15 protein-coding genes are annotated in these 15011 nt (G+C 72.6%); 13 read left to right on the top strand and 2 right to left on the bottom strand.

Annotated elements, in window-relative coordinates; translation table 11 throughout:
• Nucleotides 1–111: 111 nt before the first annotated feature.
• The 8 genes from GTW67_RS25040 to GTW67_RS25005 all read left to right on the top strand — a co-directional run bounded on the left by GTW67_RS25040 (nt 112) and on the right by GTW67_RS25005 (nt 7174).
• Nucleotides 112–882 carry a pyrimidine reductase family protein gene (locus tag GTW67_RS25040; protein WP_161167057.1) on the top strand — a complete coding sequence of 257 codons (771 nt, stop codon included), beginning with the start codon at nt 112–114 and terminating at the stop codon, nt 880–882.
• Nucleotides 883–1087: 205 nt separating this feature from the next.
• Entirely contained in the window at nt 1088–1561 is a 474-nt protein-coding gene (locus GTW67_RS25035; RefSeq protein WP_346010733.1) for an indole-3-glycerol phosphate synthase, read from the top strand.
• Between the two features lie 76 nt (nt 1562–1637).
• Nucleotides 1638–3035, top strand: a complete 1398-nt coding sequence (murC, locus tag GTW67_RS25030) for a UDP-N-acetylmuramate--L-alanine ligase (protein WP_161167056.1) — start codon at nt 1638–1640, stop codon at nt 3033–3035.
• Nucleotides 3036–3048: 13 nt separating this feature from the next.
• Nucleotides 3049–3456, top strand: a complete 408-nt coding sequence (msrB, locus tag GTW67_RS25025) for a peptide-methionine (R)-S-oxide reductase MsrB (protein WP_161167055.1) — start codon at nt 3049–3051, stop codon at nt 3454–3456.
• 175 nt (nt 3457–3631) lie between these two features.
• Nucleotides 3632–4768 carry an ABC transporter ATP-binding protein gene (locus tag GTW67_RS25020; RefSeq protein ID WP_202437662.1) on the top strand — a complete coding sequence of 379 codons (1137 nt, stop codon included), beginning with the start codon at nt 3632–3634 and terminating at the stop codon, nt 4766–4768.
• Nucleotides 4765–5475, top strand: coding sequence for an ABC transporter permease subunit (locus GTW67_RS25015; RefSeq protein ID WP_161167053.1), 711 nt, complete (start codon nt 4765–4767; stop codon nt 5473–5475). The genes GTW67_RS25020 and GTW67_RS25015 overlap by 4 nt, the downstream gene beginning before the upstream one ends.
• Nucleotides 5472–6137, top strand: a complete 666-nt coding sequence (locus GTW67_RS25010; RefSeq protein ID WP_161167052.1) for an ABC transporter permease subunit — start codon at nt 5472–5474, stop codon at nt 6135–6137. Before GTW67_RS25015 ends, GTW67_RS25010 begins: the two co-directional genes overlap by 4 nt.
• A gap of 77 nt (nt 6138–6214) precedes the next feature.
• A complete protein-coding gene (locus tag GTW67_RS25005; protein ID WP_161167051.1) occupies nt 6215–7174 on the top strand; it encodes an ABC transporter substrate-binding protein in 960 nt (319 codons plus the stop codon).
• 60 nt (nt 7175–7234) lie between these two features.
• Here the strand turns inward: GTW67_RS25005 and GTW67_RS25000 are convergent, their stop codons facing one another.
• On the bottom strand, nt 7235–7693 hold the full coding sequence (locus GTW67_RS25000) for a DUF6114 domain-containing protein (RefSeq protein ID WP_161167050.1): 459 nt from the start codon (nt 7691–7693) through the stop codon (nt 7235–7237).
• Nucleotides 7693–8388 carry a DUF6230 family protein gene (locus tag GTW67_RS24995; RefSeq protein WP_161167049.1) on the bottom strand — a complete coding sequence of 232 codons (696 nt, stop codon included), beginning with the start codon at nt 8386–8388 and terminating at the stop codon, nt 7693–7695. The genes GTW67_RS25000 and GTW67_RS24995 overlap by 1 nt, the downstream gene beginning before the upstream one ends.
• Nucleotides 8389–8846: 458 nt before the next feature.
• Between GTW67_RS24995 and GTW67_RS24990 the strand changes: the two genes are divergently transcribed.
• The 5 genes from GTW67_RS24990 to GTW67_RS24970 all read left to right on the top strand — a co-directional run bounded on the left by GTW67_RS24990 (nt 8847) and on the right by GTW67_RS24970 (nt 14828).
• A complete protein-coding gene (locus tag GTW67_RS24990; protein WP_161167048.1) occupies nt 8847–9500 on the top strand; it encodes a Tat pathway signal sequence domain protein in 654 nt (217 codons plus the stop codon).
• A 188-nt stretch (nt 9501–9688) separates the two neighbouring features.
• The gene (locus GTW67_RS24985; RefSeq protein ID WP_161167047.1) at nt 9689–10336 is read left to right on the top strand and encodes a ScbR family autoregulator-binding transcription factor; all 648 of its coding nucleotides are present in this window, start codon (nt 9689–9691) and stop codon (nt 10334–10336) included.
• A 361-nt stretch (nt 10337–10697) separates the two neighbouring features.
• Nucleotides 10698–11882: a damage-control phosphatase ARMT1 family protein gene (locus tag GTW67_RS24980; protein WP_161167046.1), complete on the top strand. Its 1185-nt coding sequence runs from the start codon at nt 10698–10700 to the stop codon at nt 11880–11882.
• Nucleotides 11883–11982: 100 nt separating this feature from the next.
• Nucleotides 11983–14166: a germacradienol/geosmin synthase Cyc2 gene (gene cyc2, locus GTW67_RS24975; RefSeq protein WP_161167045.1), complete on the top strand. Its 2184-nt coding sequence runs from the start codon at nt 11983–11985 to the stop codon at nt 14164–14166.
• 77 nt (nt 14167–14243) lie between these two features.
• Complete coding sequence (locus tag GTW67_RS24970) at nt 14244–14828, top strand: PDZ domain-containing protein (RefSeq protein WP_161167044.1); 585 nt, start codon at nt 14244–14246, stop codon at nt 14826–14828.
• The last annotated feature ends 183 nt before the right edge of the window (nt 14829–15011 follow it).

The following is a 15011-nucleotide window of genomic DNA, read 5'->3' as shown; positions in this document are numbered from 1 at the left end:
GGGGCGGGTTGCCCCGCGGCTGGGGGCGCGGGAGTGGGCGCGACGCCCGCGGCCGGGGCCGTGCAGGTGGGCCTGGGGTTTGGTGCCGGGGTGCGTGGAACACTGCTTCGCATGCGACGTCTGTTCCCTGTGATCGATCCGACAGCTGAGGACGAGGCCGCCGGGGGTGACCGGGAGTGGGGGCTCGGTGAGCTGGCCGCCGCCTACGCGTACCCCGAGGGGGTCTGGCTGCGGGCCAACATGGTGTCCACCCTCGACGGGGCCGCCCAGCACGACGGCCGCTCCCAGCCCATCTCCAGCGCCGCCGACATGAGGATCTTCGGCACCCTGCGGGCCCTCGCGGACGTGGTGATCGCCGGCGCCGAGACCGTACGCCAGGAGGGGTACCGGCCCGCACGCGCGCGGGCCGAGTTCGCGGAGCTGCGGCAGGCGGCCGGACAGGGCCCGGCGCCGGTGATCGCCGTGGTCAGCGCCAGCCTGGAGCTGGACTTCGACCTGCCGCTGTTCACCTCGCCGCTGGTGCCCACCCTCATCCTCACCGGCGCCGCGGCGGCCCCGGACCGGGTCGCGGCCGCCGAGAGGGCCGGGGCCCGGGTGGTGGTCGCAGGCGACGGCGTCGGCGTGGACCCCGCCCGCGCCGTACGTGCCCTCGCCGACCTCGGACACACCCGGCTGCTCACCGAGGGCGGCCCGCGGCTGCTGGGCCAGTTCGTCGCGGCCGGTGTCCTCGACGAGCTGTGCCTGACCGTCTCCCCGATGCTCACCGCGGGCGACGCGCAGCGCATCGCGGGCGGGCCCTCGGTCGAGGTGCCGCGGCAGTACGCGCTCGCGTCCCTCCTGGAGGAGGAAGGTTTCCTCTTCAGCCGGTACCGGCGCGACTGAGTCACGGCGAGGGCGACCCGGACAGGTATTCGGCCGTTAGCGCGCACCCGCGAACCGCATCCGGAATTGCCTGTTCCGCTTATCCCGCGCCGGGCACACTGAATCCGGCAGTACCCGTGCGATCACGGGGCAGGATGGTTTCCGCAGGGCTCGGCACAACCTGCGGAGGTGGGCCCACGGGCCCTAGGAGGAGAAGGGGCGCCTGGTGTTCACAAGCGTTTTGATGATCGAGAAGGCCTTGACGTCCGCCGACGTGGAGTTCGTCACCACCTTGCACGGGGACGAGACGGTCGCCTTCCACGTGCTGCTCCAGCCGCGCGGCGAACAGGCCGACCGGCTGCTGCGGGCCATCGACGACGTCGCCCTCGGCGAACTCGACGACGCGGTCCGCGAGGGCGAGACCCCGGAGGGCAAGGAGGCGCTGAGCGTCGGCCAGCGGGCCCTGGAGGTGTCCCTCACGGCCCTGCGCGCGTCCGGCGCCGAGGCCGAGGGCCGCCTGGTCGAGGAGCACCCGTTGGACGCGCTCAGATCGCTCGTCCAGGAGACCGGCGCCGACGAGGTCATCGTCCTGACCGACCCGCACTACGTGGAGGAGTTCTTCCACCGGGACTGGGCCTCGCGGGCCCGGCACAAGGTCGGCGTACCGGTGCTGAAGCTGTTCTCCCACAGCAAGGCTTAGGCTGGGCCCGCGCTCCCAGGCCCCGCGCCGGGGGCGCGCCCACCAGCACGCACCGCACCCCTGGGGAGAACAGCGCATGGCACCCGGCCTTCCTACCGCCATGGACCGACCGCACTTCATCGGCATCGGCGGCGCCGGGATGTCGGGCATCGCGAAGATCCTCGCCCAGCGCGGGGCCGCGGTGGCGGGCAGCGACGCGAAGGACTCCGCGACCGCCGAGGCGCTGCGGGCGCTCGGCGCGACCGTGCACATCGGGCACGCGGCGGAGCACCTCGCCGACGACGCGAGCTGCGTGGTCGTGTCGTCGGCGATCCGCGAGGACAACCCGGAGCTGGCCCGCGCGGCCGAGCTGGGCATCCCGGTCGTGCACCGCTCCGACGCCCTCGCCGCCCTGATGGGCGGGCTGCGCCCGATCGCGGTCGCCGGCACCCACGGCAAGACCACGACCACGTCGATGCTCGCGGTCTCCCTGGCCGAGCTGGGCCGCGGCCCGTCGTACGCGATCGGCGGCGACCTGGACGCCCCCGGCTCCAACGCCCTGCACGGCGACGGCGAGATCTTCGTCGCCGAGGCGGACGAGAGCGACCGCAGCTTCCACAAGTACGCGCCCGAGGTCGCCATCGTCCTCAACGTCGAGCTCGACCACCACGCCAACTACGCGTCGATGGACGAGATCTACGAGTCCTTCGAGACCTTCGCCGGGAAGATCGTCCCCGGCGGCACGCTGGTGGTCTCCGCCGACCACGAGGGCGCCCGCGAGCTGACCCGGCGCCTGGCCGGCACGGTGCGGACGGTGACGTACGGCGAGTCCGAGGACGCCGACGTGCGCGTCCTGTCGGTCGTCCCGCAGGGCCTCAAGAGCGAGGTCACCGTGCTGATGGACGGCACCGAGCTGACCTTCGGCGTCTCCGTCCCCGGCCGCCACTACGCCCACAACGCGGTCGCCGCCCTCGCCGCGGGTGCCGCCCTGGGCATCCCCGCCGCCGAGCTGGCCCCCGCCCTGGCCGCCTACACGGGCGTCAAGCGGCGCCTCCAGCTCAAGGGCGAGGCGGCCGGCGTGCAGGTCGTCGACTCCTACGCGCACCACCCCACCGAGATGACGGCGGACCTGGAGGCCATGCGCGCCGCGGTCGGCGACGCCCGCATCCTGGTCCTCTTCCAGCCGCACCTGTTCTCCCGCACCCAGGAGCTCGGCAAGGAGATGGGCCAGGCCCTCGCGCTGGCCGACGCGTCGGTGGTCCTCGACATCTACCCGGCCCGCGAGGACCCGATCCCCGGCGTCACCAGCGAGCTGATCATCGAGGCCGCGCGGGCGGCGGGCGCCGACGTCACCCCGGTCCACGACAAGGACGCGGCACCCGCGGCGGTCGCGGGAATGGCGAAGGCCGGTGATCTCGTTCTCACCATGGGCGCGGGCGACGTCACCGACCTCGGACCGCGCATCCTGGACCAGCTGACGGACACGGGCAAGTGAGGGGCTGAGACTCATGGCGTACGACGTCGAGAAGCCGGACGAGCAGTGGCGCGCGGAGCTGAACCCGGCCGAGTACGCCGTGCTGCGCGAGGCCGCCACGGAACCGGCCTTCACCGGTGAGTACACCGACACCAAGACCGAGGGCGTCTACTCCTGCCGCGCCTGCGGCGCCGACCTGTTCACCTCGGAGACGAAGTTCGCCTCGCACTGCGGCTGGCCGTCCTTCTTCGACCCGAAGGACACCGACGCGGTCGAGCTGATCGAGGACCGGTCCCACGGGATGGTGCGCACGGAGGTGCGCTGCGCCCGCTGCGGCTCCCACCTCGGGCACGTCTTCGAGGGCGAGGGGTATCCGACCCCGACCGACCAGCGGTACTGCATCAACAGCGTCGCGCTGCGGCTGGCGCCCGCCGAGGGCTGACGGCGCCCGCCGCGACGTCCGGGCGGGGCGCCGGTGTGAACGCCCCGCCGCTGGGCAGGAGCGCTCCGAACCCCAGGGCCCCGCAGGACCGCCGTCTACACTCGACCGGCGACGGCCCCACCGACCGTGGCCGGAGCGGGCAGCTTCTGCCAGACCCCGAAGGGCATGCGGCGCTTTGATACGGATGGAATCAGTCACCAAGCGGTATCCGGACGGCACGGTGGCGGTCGACCGCCTGTCGCTGGAGATCCCCGACCGGTCGATCACCGTCCTCGTCGGCCCCTCGGGCTGCGGCAAGACGACGACCCTGCGGATGATCAACAGGATGGTCGAGCCGACCGAGGGCACCATCCTCCTCGACGGCGCGGACATCCAGGGCCGGCCGGTCACCACACTGCGCCGGTCCATGGGCTACGTCATCCAGAACGCCGGTCTCTTCCAGCACCGGACGATCCTCGACAACATCGCCACCGTGCCCCGCATGCTCGGCTGGGGCAAGCAGAAGTCCCGTGAGCGGGCGGCCGAGCTGATGGAACGGGTCGGGCTCGACACGTCCCTCGGCAAGCGGTACCCGTACCAGCTCTCCGGCGGCCAGCAGCAGCGCGTCGGCGTGGCGCGGGCGCTCGCCGCCGATCCGCCGGTGCTGCTCATGGACGAGCCGTTCTCGGCCGTCGACCCGGTGGTCCGCAAGGGCCTCCAGGACGAACTGCTGCGCATCCAGGACGAGCTGGGCAAGACCATCGTCTTCGTCACGCACGACATCGACGAGGCCGTCAAGCTCGGCACCATGGTCGCGGTGATGCGCACCGGCGGCCGGCTCGCCCAGTTCGCGACCCCCGCGGAGCTGCTGTCCGACCCGGTGGACGCCTTCGTCGAGGACTTCCTCGGTGCCGACCGCGGCATCCGCCGGCTGTCCTTCTTCCCGTCCGCCGCGCTGGAGCTGACGACCGACGCCGTCGTGCCGCTCGACGCGATCGCCGAGCGCCTCGCCGCGCCGGACGCCCCCTACCTCCTCGTCACCGACGCCGACGGCAGGCCCCTCGGCTGGGGCGAGCCGCGCGGCCTGACCGCCGGGGGCATCGCACCGGACGCCCTCCTGCCGTACGGGCGGCCGTTCGTCCCCGGCACCGACTCGCTGCGGGCCGCCCTCGACTGCGCGGTGCTCTCGCCCACCGGCTGGGCCGTCGCCGTGGACGCCGACGGCCGGGTGACCGGCGTCGTCTCCCAGCAGACCATCGGCGAGGCCATCCGCACCGCCCACGCCGCGGTCCATGCCGCCGGGCGCGCCGACGAGGCCAAGGTCGCCTCGTGAACGGCTTCTTCGACATCCCGAGCGACCTTCAGAACACCTACTTCGGCCTGATCGGCCTGCATCTGCGCGAGGCGCTGCTGCCGGTCCTGGCCGGGCTGCTGCTCGCGCTGCCCGTCGCCCAGCTCTGCGTCCGCTTCCGCTGGCTGTACCCGCCCGTGCTCGGCGTGACGACCGTGTTCTACGCCATCCCCTCGCTGGCCGTCTTCGTGGTCCTCATCGACTACACCGGCCAGACCGAGCTGACGGTGATGATCCCGCTGGCCGTCTACAGCCTGGTGGTGCTCGTCCCCGCCATCGTCGACGGCGTGCGGTCGGTGCCGCAGGAGACGCTGGCCGCGGCGACGGCCATGGGCTTCGGGCCCGTACGGCGCTATCTCCAGGTGCAGTTGCCGATCGCCGTGCCCGCGATCCTCGCCGGACTGCGGGTGGCCACCGCCTCCAGCATCTCCCTGGTCAGCGTCGGCGCCCTCATCGGCAACCAGGGCGCCCTCGGCAATCTGCTCGCGGACGCGCAGAAGTACGACCGGCCCGAGCTCGCGGTCAACTCCGTTCTCACGACGGCCGTCCTGGCCATCCTGTGCGACGCGGCGCTGGTCCTGGCCCGGACGCTGCTGACCCCGTGGATGCCGCGCGGCACCCGCCGGCGCGGCAAGGACGACGCGGCCCGGCCGGCCGAGCAGGCGGCGGCGAAGGAGGCGGCCCGGTGAACGTACTGAACTTCGTCAACGCCTTCTTCAGCGACAGCGCCCACTGGCACGGCTACGACGGCATCCCGCAACGCCTGCTGGAACACGTCCAGTACACGCTGCTCGCGCTCGCCCTCGCCGCCGCGATCGGCCTGCCCGTCGGGCTGCTCACCGGGCACACCGGGCGGGGCGGCAACGCCGTCGCCTTCATCGCCACCGCGGCCCGGGCCCTGCCGAGCTTCGGCCTGCTGGTGCTGATCGCCGTCGTGGTGGGCATCGGCCTGCTGCCGGTGATGATCCCGCTGGTCGTCCTCGCCGTACCCCCGATCCTGGTCACCACCTACGAGGCGGTCCGCACCGTCGACCCCGCCCCGGTGGACGCCGCACGGGGCCTCGGCATGCACGAGACACGCATCCTGTTCCGGGTCGAACTGCCGGTCGCCCTCCCGCTGGTCCTCAGCGGGCTGCGCTCGGCGGCCATCCAGGTCGTCTCGACGGCCACCATCGCCGCCTACGTCAGCCTGGGCGGGCTCGGCCGGTACATCATCGACGGGCTCTACCAGCGCGACTACGAGAAGGTGGTCGGCGGCGCCACCCTGGTGGCGCTCCTGGCCCTGGCCACGCTCACCCTGTTCTGGGCGGCGGGCCGGTTCGCGGTGTCGCCGGGGGTGCGCAGGCGCTGACGGCCGGACAAGGACGTGCGGAAACCGTGACCCGGCCGTGGTTGACTGACCGACGAGCTGCTCGTTTGGATCGGTGGATGACTTCTACCGCGAAGAGCAGCAGGTCCAGGACGAGGCACACCGGGGCGGCGGCCGTCGCGCTCGCCGCCGCGGCGGGGCTGCTCGCGGGCTGTTCCTCCTCCGACGACACCTCCGACAACCCGCTCGCCGGGGAGAAGGCGAAGGCCGGCACCGTCGTCGTCGGCTCGAACAACTTCGCCGAGAGCACCCTGCTCGCCGACATCTACGGCGAGGCACTGAAGGCCAAGGGCCTGAAGGTCACCTACAAGCACAACATCGGCAGCCGCGAGACGACCTACGGCCTGATGAAGAACGGCTCGGTCACGGTGCTGCCGGAGTACAACGGCTCGCTGCTGGCCTATCTCGACTCGAAGGCCGAGCAGCAGTCCGCCGACGGCGTGAACGCCGCGGTGAAGGCCAAGCTCGACAAGAGCCTGACGCTGCTGGAGTCCTCGCCGGCCGAGGACAAGGACTCGGTCAGCGTCAACGCCGAGACCGCGAAGAAGTACGGCCTCACCGCCGAGTCCACCCTCGCCGACCTCAAGAAGGCCGCGCCCGAGCTGGCGATCGGCGGCTCGCCCGAGTTCCAGACCCGGCAGCAGGGTCTCAAGGGCCTGGAGTCCGTCTACGGCCTGAAGTTCAAGTCCTTCAAGGCGCTCGACGCGGGCGGCCCGCTGACCCAGTCGGCGCTGGCCAAGGACACCGTGCAGGCCGCGGACGTCTTCACCACCGACCCGACCATCGTGAAGGAGAAGTTCGTCGTCCTGAAGGACCCGGAGAACCTGTTCGGGTTCGCCAACGTGACCCCGCTGGTCAACAAGGAGGGGCTGCCCCAGGAGGGCGTCGCCGCGCTGAACGCGGTCTCCGCCAAGCTGGACACCAAGACCCTCCTGGACCTGGACGCGCAGGTCCAGCTGGACAAGAAGGACCCCCTGGACGTGGCCAAGGAGTGGCTGAAGTCCGCGGGTCTCGCCTGACACGAGTCCGACGCCCACGACGCCGCGGCTCCGGCCGCGGCGTCGTCCGCCCGGCCCTTCTCAGGCCGGCTCGCCGGCCCGCTGCTCCAGCGGCCGCGCGGAGGACCGCGCGGCGCGGGCCTGCTTCCTGCGCCGCCGCCGTTCGCGGCGGGACTCCTGGTCGGGCAGCCAGCCGAAGACGAGGCAGCTGCCGACGCAGCCGAGGAGCAGGCCGATGAGGAAGCCGCCCAGGTTGGACGTCAGCCAGGTGCCTAGGGAGGCCAGCACGCCGATGAGCGAGTAGAACAGCCGCTGGGCCGGGGTGACCAGGGTGAGCAGTCCGCACAGCAGCATGACGACCGGCAGCAGATAGCCGGCCACGCCCTGCATGCCGACGTGCAGGACGACCTTCAGCGACGCCTTCATGGTGAACAGGACCTCCGCCCCGCCCAGGACGAGCAGCAGCCCGCCCCAGAACGGCCGGCCGGACCGCCAGTCGCGGAACGCGGCCCAGAAGCCCCTGCGCCGGTCGCCCGGCATCAGCAGCCCGCGTCGCTGAAGCGCATCTTCAGCCCGGGCAGCTTGAACACGCCCGCCGTCGTGGCGTAGTTGGTCTGCCGCAGGTTCTTGATGTGCACGGTGTCGGCCTGCTGACTGAAGACGCCGGCCGGGCCGCGGCCCTTGGGCCCGGCCTTGTCCAGCGTGCTGGCGTCGTTGCCGATCTCGATGTTGTTGAAGGCGGCGTCACCGGACAGCAGCGTCGAGTCGGTGGTCAGGTCGCTCGCGGCCACCTTGGCGTCCCCGCCGCCGGCCGTGATGAGCAGGTTGGTGCCGCCCAGGTCGACGCTCTGGCACAGCTTGGTGAGCGTCGCGTCCTTGATCACGGAGGTGACGACCAGCACCTGCCCGCCGGTGTCACCCGCGTTGGGACTGCCCTCGGCCATGTTGTCGAGGCCGCCGAACTGGGCGAACCCGGTGCCGTCGAGCTCCGTCGCGGTGACGGTGAAGGGCATGCCGGAGATCGCGAACTGCACACCCAGGGCGCCCTGGGCGGTGAGGATCGCCAGAGCCGCGGTGACCGCGGCGGCCGGCACCGCGAGCACGGCGGCCCGGCGCAGCCTGACCCGCCCGCGTCTCGTGCCGTCCGCGCCCTGAGGTGCGGAACCGCTTTCCGGTCTGTCGTCGGGCTCGGGGGTGTTGCCGGCGGACGGAGTGACGTCCGAGGACGAGGCCATGTCTGCTCCCAGAGGCATAGTCAATGCGGAACGGGCTTCAGCGGCACGTTGTCCTGGCGCGGACAGCGGCTGGTGCGCACGCCTCCCGGCAACTCCCGGCGGCTGCAAGGGCTTACACGTTACGCACCAGTAGCCATTCGGAAGTTACCGGTGGTTACACACAGGGGTCAAGCATGGTGTGAGTAAAGAGTGAGGGTCGTGTGCCGCTCGCTTCGCAGGGCCCAAACCCCGTACGAACACTTGACCCTGACAGGCAGTCAGCTCTACAAACGGAAGCGTTTCCCGGATCCGTGGCGCCGGATCCGTTCCCGCGGCACGTCCGCGTTCCCGGCCCCGAACAGGGCATCACCGCACCTCCCGGGCGCAGTCCCGGCATCTCGTCGCATCGGCCCGGCCGTGTCCCCGCGGCCGGCCCACCCCTGCTTCACCGAACCCCACTTCCAAGAAGAGGTAGCCGCATGCGTACTCGTACTCTGCTCATGCTCACCGCGGCCGTCGCCGCGCTGACCCTCCCCACGGCACTGCCCGCCGCCGCGGCCGACACGCCCGTCCTCACCACGGGCGCCACCGGCGGTACGCCCGTCGCCGTCGGCGACACCCTCACCGCGTCCCTGGCGAGCGGCACCACCGCCACGTTCCACTCCAGCGCCACCGGCACCAGCGGAGTCTCCTGCACGGCCTCGCAGTTCACCGTCTCCGTCACCGACAACCCGACCGCCCCCGGCACCGCGACCGAGTCGCTCACCGCCCACACCTTCGACAGCAGCACCTGCACCAGCAACGTCACGGGCGTCCTCGGCGTCAACGGCATCCAGGTCGCCAACCTGCCGTACACCACCACCGTCTCCTCCGACGGAACCGTCGCCGTCACCCCGCCCAGCGGCTCCGCCGTCCGCACCACGGTCACGCTGCGCACCCTCCTCGGCAGCGTCAACTGCGTCTACGAGGCACCCGGCCTGTCCGGCACGGCGAGCAACACGGACAACGGCATCGCCTTCACCGACCAGCACTTCACCAAGGTGTCCGGTTCCAGCCTCTGCTTCGCCAACGGGTACTTCACCGCCACCTACGCCCCGGTCACCGACGGGGGCGCCACGGTCTTCGTGAACTGAGCGGGCGTACGCCGTGACGCGGCGGACCGGCCGGTGCGCCCGGGCACACCGGCCGGTCCGCCGCCGTGCGGTGGCACGTTCGGTTCCACGGGGGGCGAAAGGCGGGCGCCGGACCGTGAGTTATCGTGTACTGGGGGTTAAGGCAGACGGCATGACCCGTCGAGTTCCAGCCCAGGAGAGTTCAGCCGATGGCGAGGCAGCTACGCGCCGAGCAGACCCGCGCGACCATCCTCCAAGCCGCCGCCGACCTGTTCGACCAGCACGGTTACGAGGCGACCAGCCTGGCCGAGATCGTCGAGCACGCCGGCGTCACCAAAGGCGCCCTGTACTTCCACTTCGCGGCCAAGGAGGACCTGGCCCACGCCATCATGGAGCTCCAGTCCCGCACATGGCGCCGGCTGGCGACCGAGCTGGACGGCAGGGGCTACACCGCCCTGGAGGCCCTGATGCGCCTGACCTTCGTCATGGCCCGGCTGTCCGCCGAGGGCCCGGTCCTGCGGGCCGGGCTGCGGCTCGCCACCGCGGGAGCGCCGGTACGGCCGCCGCTGCCCCACCCCTTCACCGAGTGGGTGGACATCGCCTCGTCCCGCCTCCTCGACGCGGTCGGACAGGCCGACCTCCACCCGGAGATCGACGTCGAGTCGGTCGCCCACACCATCGTCTGCTCCTTCGTGGGGTCCCGGGTCGTCGGACTCACCCTCGAACCGGCCGCCCGGCAGCCCCGCCGGATGGCGGAGATGTGGCACGTACTGATCCGCGGCATGGTGCCGGTGACCCGCCGCGCCCGCTACCTCAGCCTCGCCGCCCGCCTGGAACGCGAGGCGAGCATGGCCTGAGGGCGACTCCGCCGGGCGGAGATGCAGGGTGGGGGGCTTGCGCGGCGTGCGCGCGCCGGTGGGGAGCGGTGCGGGGGGCCGGGTGGCCGCCGGTGAGCGGCGCGGGCCGGGTGGCCGGGAGGTGGCGGCCCCGCGGGGCCCGGCGCGTACGTGTTCCGGCGGAGCCGGCCCGCGCGGAGCGGGTGGGGGAGGTGCGACGCCCCTGCGGGGCCAGGCCGCCGTGTACGTGGCCCGGCGGAGCCGGCCCGCGGTGCCCGGTGGTGCGTGGTGCGGGCCGCTCGGCCGAGGGACGGCGCTCCCGCGGGGCCGGGCCGGGTGCGTGTCCCGGCGGAGCCGAGTCGTGGGCGCTACCGTGAGGCGCATGCCCGACACCCCCTCCGAGACCGCCCCCGTCATCGTCGGTGACGAGCCCGGGTCTTTCCCCCACGGTGTGCTGGCCGACCGGCATCCCGCCATCGTCCGGCAGGTCAGGGAGGCGTACCCCTACGACCCCGGCCGGCGCCGCGCCCTGGACGCGCTGCTGGTGAACTGCACCGAGGGCGTGATCGAGCCCCTGCCCGCCGACGCCCACGACCGGGACCGCTGGGCGGCCTGGGGCATGACCGAGTACGCCGGCCGCTCCTGGTTCGACGTGCCCTGGCTGTGGGCCGAGAGCTATTTCTACCGCCGGCTCCTCGACGCCGTCGGCCACTTCGCCCCCGGCGCCTGGCAGGGCATCGACCCCTTCCGGCCCGCCAAGCTCACCGAACTCGACGCGCCCGAGACGTCCGAGGAACTCGCCGCCCTCGACCAGCTCGCCGACCGGCCCGCCGACGACCAGCTCCGGGCACTGCTGCACGGCTCCCTCTGGGGCAACCGCGCCGACCTCAGCTTCCGGCTCTCCACCACCGGCGCAGGTGACGGAGGTGACGTGCGGGCACTGGTCGCCGACGACGGCGACACGCTCCTGTCCCTGCTGTCCGGCGGGGACGCGGCGACCCTCTGCCTCGTCGCCGACAACGCCGGCCGCGAACTCGTCCCCGACCTGCTCCTCGTCGCCCACCTCCTCGCGCACGGCCGTATCGGCCGGGCCGTCCTGCACGTCAAGCCGCACCCGTACTACGTCTCCGACGCCACGACCGCCGACGTGCTCGACGCACTGCGGCGACTGATCGCGGCGGGCGGGGCGGCGCAGGAGTACGGCCGCACCCTGTGGGCCGCGCTGACCGACGGCCGCGTCACCGTCCGCGCCCACCCCTTCTCCAGTGCCCCGCTGCCCTACGCGGACATGCCCGCCGACCTGCGCGCGGACTTCGCCGCGGCCACGGTCACCGTCCTCAAGGGCGACCTCAACTACCGCCGCCTCGTGGGCGACCGGTGGTGGCCCCCGACGACGCCCTTCGCGGACGTCACCGCGTACTTCCCCGGCCCGGTCGCCGCGCTGCGCACCCTGAAGTCCGACGTGATCACCGGGCTGGACGAGGACACGGAGGCCGCGCTGGTGGCGGGCGAGGGGCAGCGGTGGCGGACCAGCGGGACGCACGCGCTGATCCAGGTCAGGACCTGAGCGACCGCGAAAGTTCCCCCGTTCCGTCCCGATTCACGCGATGGTGTGATCATGTCCCGGCCCGAGGATGCCCGCGAAGGCCCCTGGGTAGGGCCCGGCCATGACGCAACAGCCCTTCGAACTCCCGCACTTCTACCTGCCGCATCCCGCGCGGCTCAATCCGCACCTGGACGAGGCCCGCGCCCACTCGACGGCCTGGGCGCGCGAGATGGGCATGCTGGAGGGCTCCGGGGTCTGGGAGCAGTCCGACCTCGACGCGCACGACTACGGCCTGCTCTGCGCCTACACCCACCCCGACTGCGACGGACCCGCGCTCTCCCTCGTCACCGACTGGTACGTGTGGGTCTTCTTCTTCGACGACCACTTCCTGGAGAGGTTCAAGCGCAGCCAGGACCGCGTCGCCGGCAAGGCCCACCTGGACCGGCTGCCCCTGTTCATGCCGCTCGACCCGGCCGCCGAGATGCCCGAGCCGGAGAATCCGGTCGAGGCCGGCCTCGCCGACCTGTGGACGCGCACGGTGCCCGCCATGTCGGCCGACTGGCGCCGCCGCTTCGCCGTCGCCACCGAGCACCTGCTCAACGAGTCCCTGTGGGAGCTGTCCAACATCAACGAGGGGCGGATCGCCAACCCCGTCGAGTACATCGAGATGCGCCGCAAGGTGGGCGGCGCCCCCTGGTCGGCGGGACTGGTCGAGTACGCGACCGCAGAGGTGCCGGCCGCCGTCGCCGAGACGCGGCCCCTGCGGGTGCTCATGGAGACCTTCTCCGACGCCGTCCACCTGCGCAACGACCTCTTCTCCTACCAGCGCGAGGTCGAGGACGAGGGCGAGCTCAGCAACGGCGTGCTCGTCCTGGAGACCTTCTTCGGCTGCACCACCCAGGAGGCCGCCGACACGGTCAACGACGTCCTCACCTCCCGGCTGCACCAGTTCGAGCACACCGCGTTCACCGAAGTGCCGGCGGTGGCCCTGGAGAACGGGCTCACCCCGCCCGAGATCGCGGCCGTCGGGGCGTACGCGAAGGGCCTCCAGGACTGGCAGTCGGGCGGCCACGAGTGGCACATGCGCTCCAGCCGCTACATGAACAAGGGCGCCCGGCCGGCCGCCGGCTGGCAGGCCCTGACCGGCCCCGGCACCTCCGCCGCCGACGTCGGCGCGCTGCTCGCCACCGCGGCCGCCGAGCGGGCCCGCCCCTACACGTACGTGCCGTTCCAGAAGGTCGGGCCCGCGGTCATCCCCGACATCGACATGCCGTACCCGCTGGAGCTGAGCCCCGCGCTGGAGGGCTCCCGGCGGCATCTGCTCGCCTGGTCGACCGCGATGGGCATCCTCGGCGAGGGGGTCTGGGACGAGGACAAGCTCGCGAGCTGCGACCTCCCCCTGTGCGCCGCGGGCCTCGACCCGGACGCCACCCAGGAGCAGCTCGACCTCGCCTCCGACTGGCTGGCCTTCGGCACCTACGGCGACGACTACTACCCGCTCGTATACGGCCACCGCCGCGACCTGGCCGCCGCCCGGCTGACCACGGCCCGCCTGTCGGCCTGCATGCCGCTGGACGGCGAGCCGGTCCCGCCGCCCGCCAACGCCATGGAACGCTCCCTGACCGACCTGTGGGCGCGCACCACGGCCGGCATGACGTCCGAGGAGCGGCGCCCGCTGAAGACGGCCGTGGACACGATGACCGAGGCCTGGGTGTGGGAGCTGGCCAACCAGATCCACAACCGCGTCCCCGACCCGGTGGACTACCTGGAGATGCGCCGCGCCACCTTCGGCTCGGACCTCACCCTGGGCCTGTGCCGCGCCGGACACGGCCCGGCCGTGCCGCCCGAGGTCTACCGCAGCGGGCCCGTCCGCTCCCTGGAGAACGCGGCGATCGACTACGCCTGCCTCCTCAACGACGTCTTCTCGTACCAGAAGGAGATCGAGTACGAGGGCGAGGTCCACAACGCGGTCCTCGTCGTGCAGAACTTCTTCGGCATCGACTACCCGACCGCGCTCCCCGTCGTGCAGGACCTGATGAACCAGCGCATGCGCCAGTTCCAGCACGTCGTCGCGCACGAACTGCCCATCGTCTACGACGACTTCCAGCTTTCGGACGAGGCGCGGGACGTCATGCGGGGCTATGTGGCGGACCTTCAGAACTGGATGGCCGGCATCCTCAACTGGCACCGCAACGTCCCGCGCTACACGGCGGAGTACCTGGCCGGACGCACCCACGGCTTCCTCCCGGACCGGTCCCCGGCCGTGCCCGTCCCGCGGAGCGCCGCACTTCCCGCGCTTCGCTGACCCGGCCGGTCAGTCTCACTCGTTCGTGGCTCGTCACGGGCCTGGGCGCCGGGTAGGGCTCTGCCCGGAGGCGAACCATGGAACAGACTGCGCTGCGACCCAAGCCGATGCCCGGCCGGGACCCCGGGCCCGGCACCACACCCGCCCCGGCACACCGCCCGCACGCGGCGCGCGGGCGGCGCCGGCGGCTCACCACCCTGCTGTGCGGCCTGCTCGCCGCGACGGTCCTGCTCCTGGCCGGGGTCGGGCTCGGCACGGTGGGCGCCGCGGTGATCGGCATGAGCAGACTCGCCGAGCTGCGGAGCCAGGCCGGCGCGCCGGGACCGGGAACACCGCCCGGCAGCCGGACCGCCCCGGCACATCCGTCTGCCACCGCCATCCCGTCGCCGGCACCGGCGGGCGTGGCCCTCGGCGTGGAGGCCGTGGACCACGAGAAGCCGGGCGCCCTGGTCGTGGGCGTCCACGTGCCCGGCCCCGGCTACACGGCGGGCCTGGTCAGAGGCGACGTGCTCCTGGCGGTCGGCACCGCCCGCGTCGACTCGGCCGCCGACCTGGCCCGTGCCGTCGCCCGCGCCCGGCCCGGCAAGGAGGTCAAGCTGACCGTGCGCCACGAGAGCGGCGGCTTCCAGCAGCTGACGGCCGTACCGGGGGTCGTCACATGACCGCACGGACGCCACTGAAGCAGTGGCCGGCCGGTGCCCGGCGACTAGGGCCTGTCGTTTGGATCAGGTCGGCTGGGAGAGACGGTGCGTCTCGGCCGACCCGAGCGGGGCGATGGGGCCCCTCCCGCGCGAGCGAAGCCGAGCGTGGGGGAGCGTGCAGCTGCAAGGCGGAGGAGGGCGACA

Source organism: Streptomyces sp. SID5910 (assembly GCF_009862125.1).
Lineage (GTDB): Bacteria > Actinomycetota > Actinomycetes > Streptomycetales > Streptomycetaceae > Streptomyces.
This window is presented reverse-complemented; position numbering and strand designations above follow the sequence as displayed.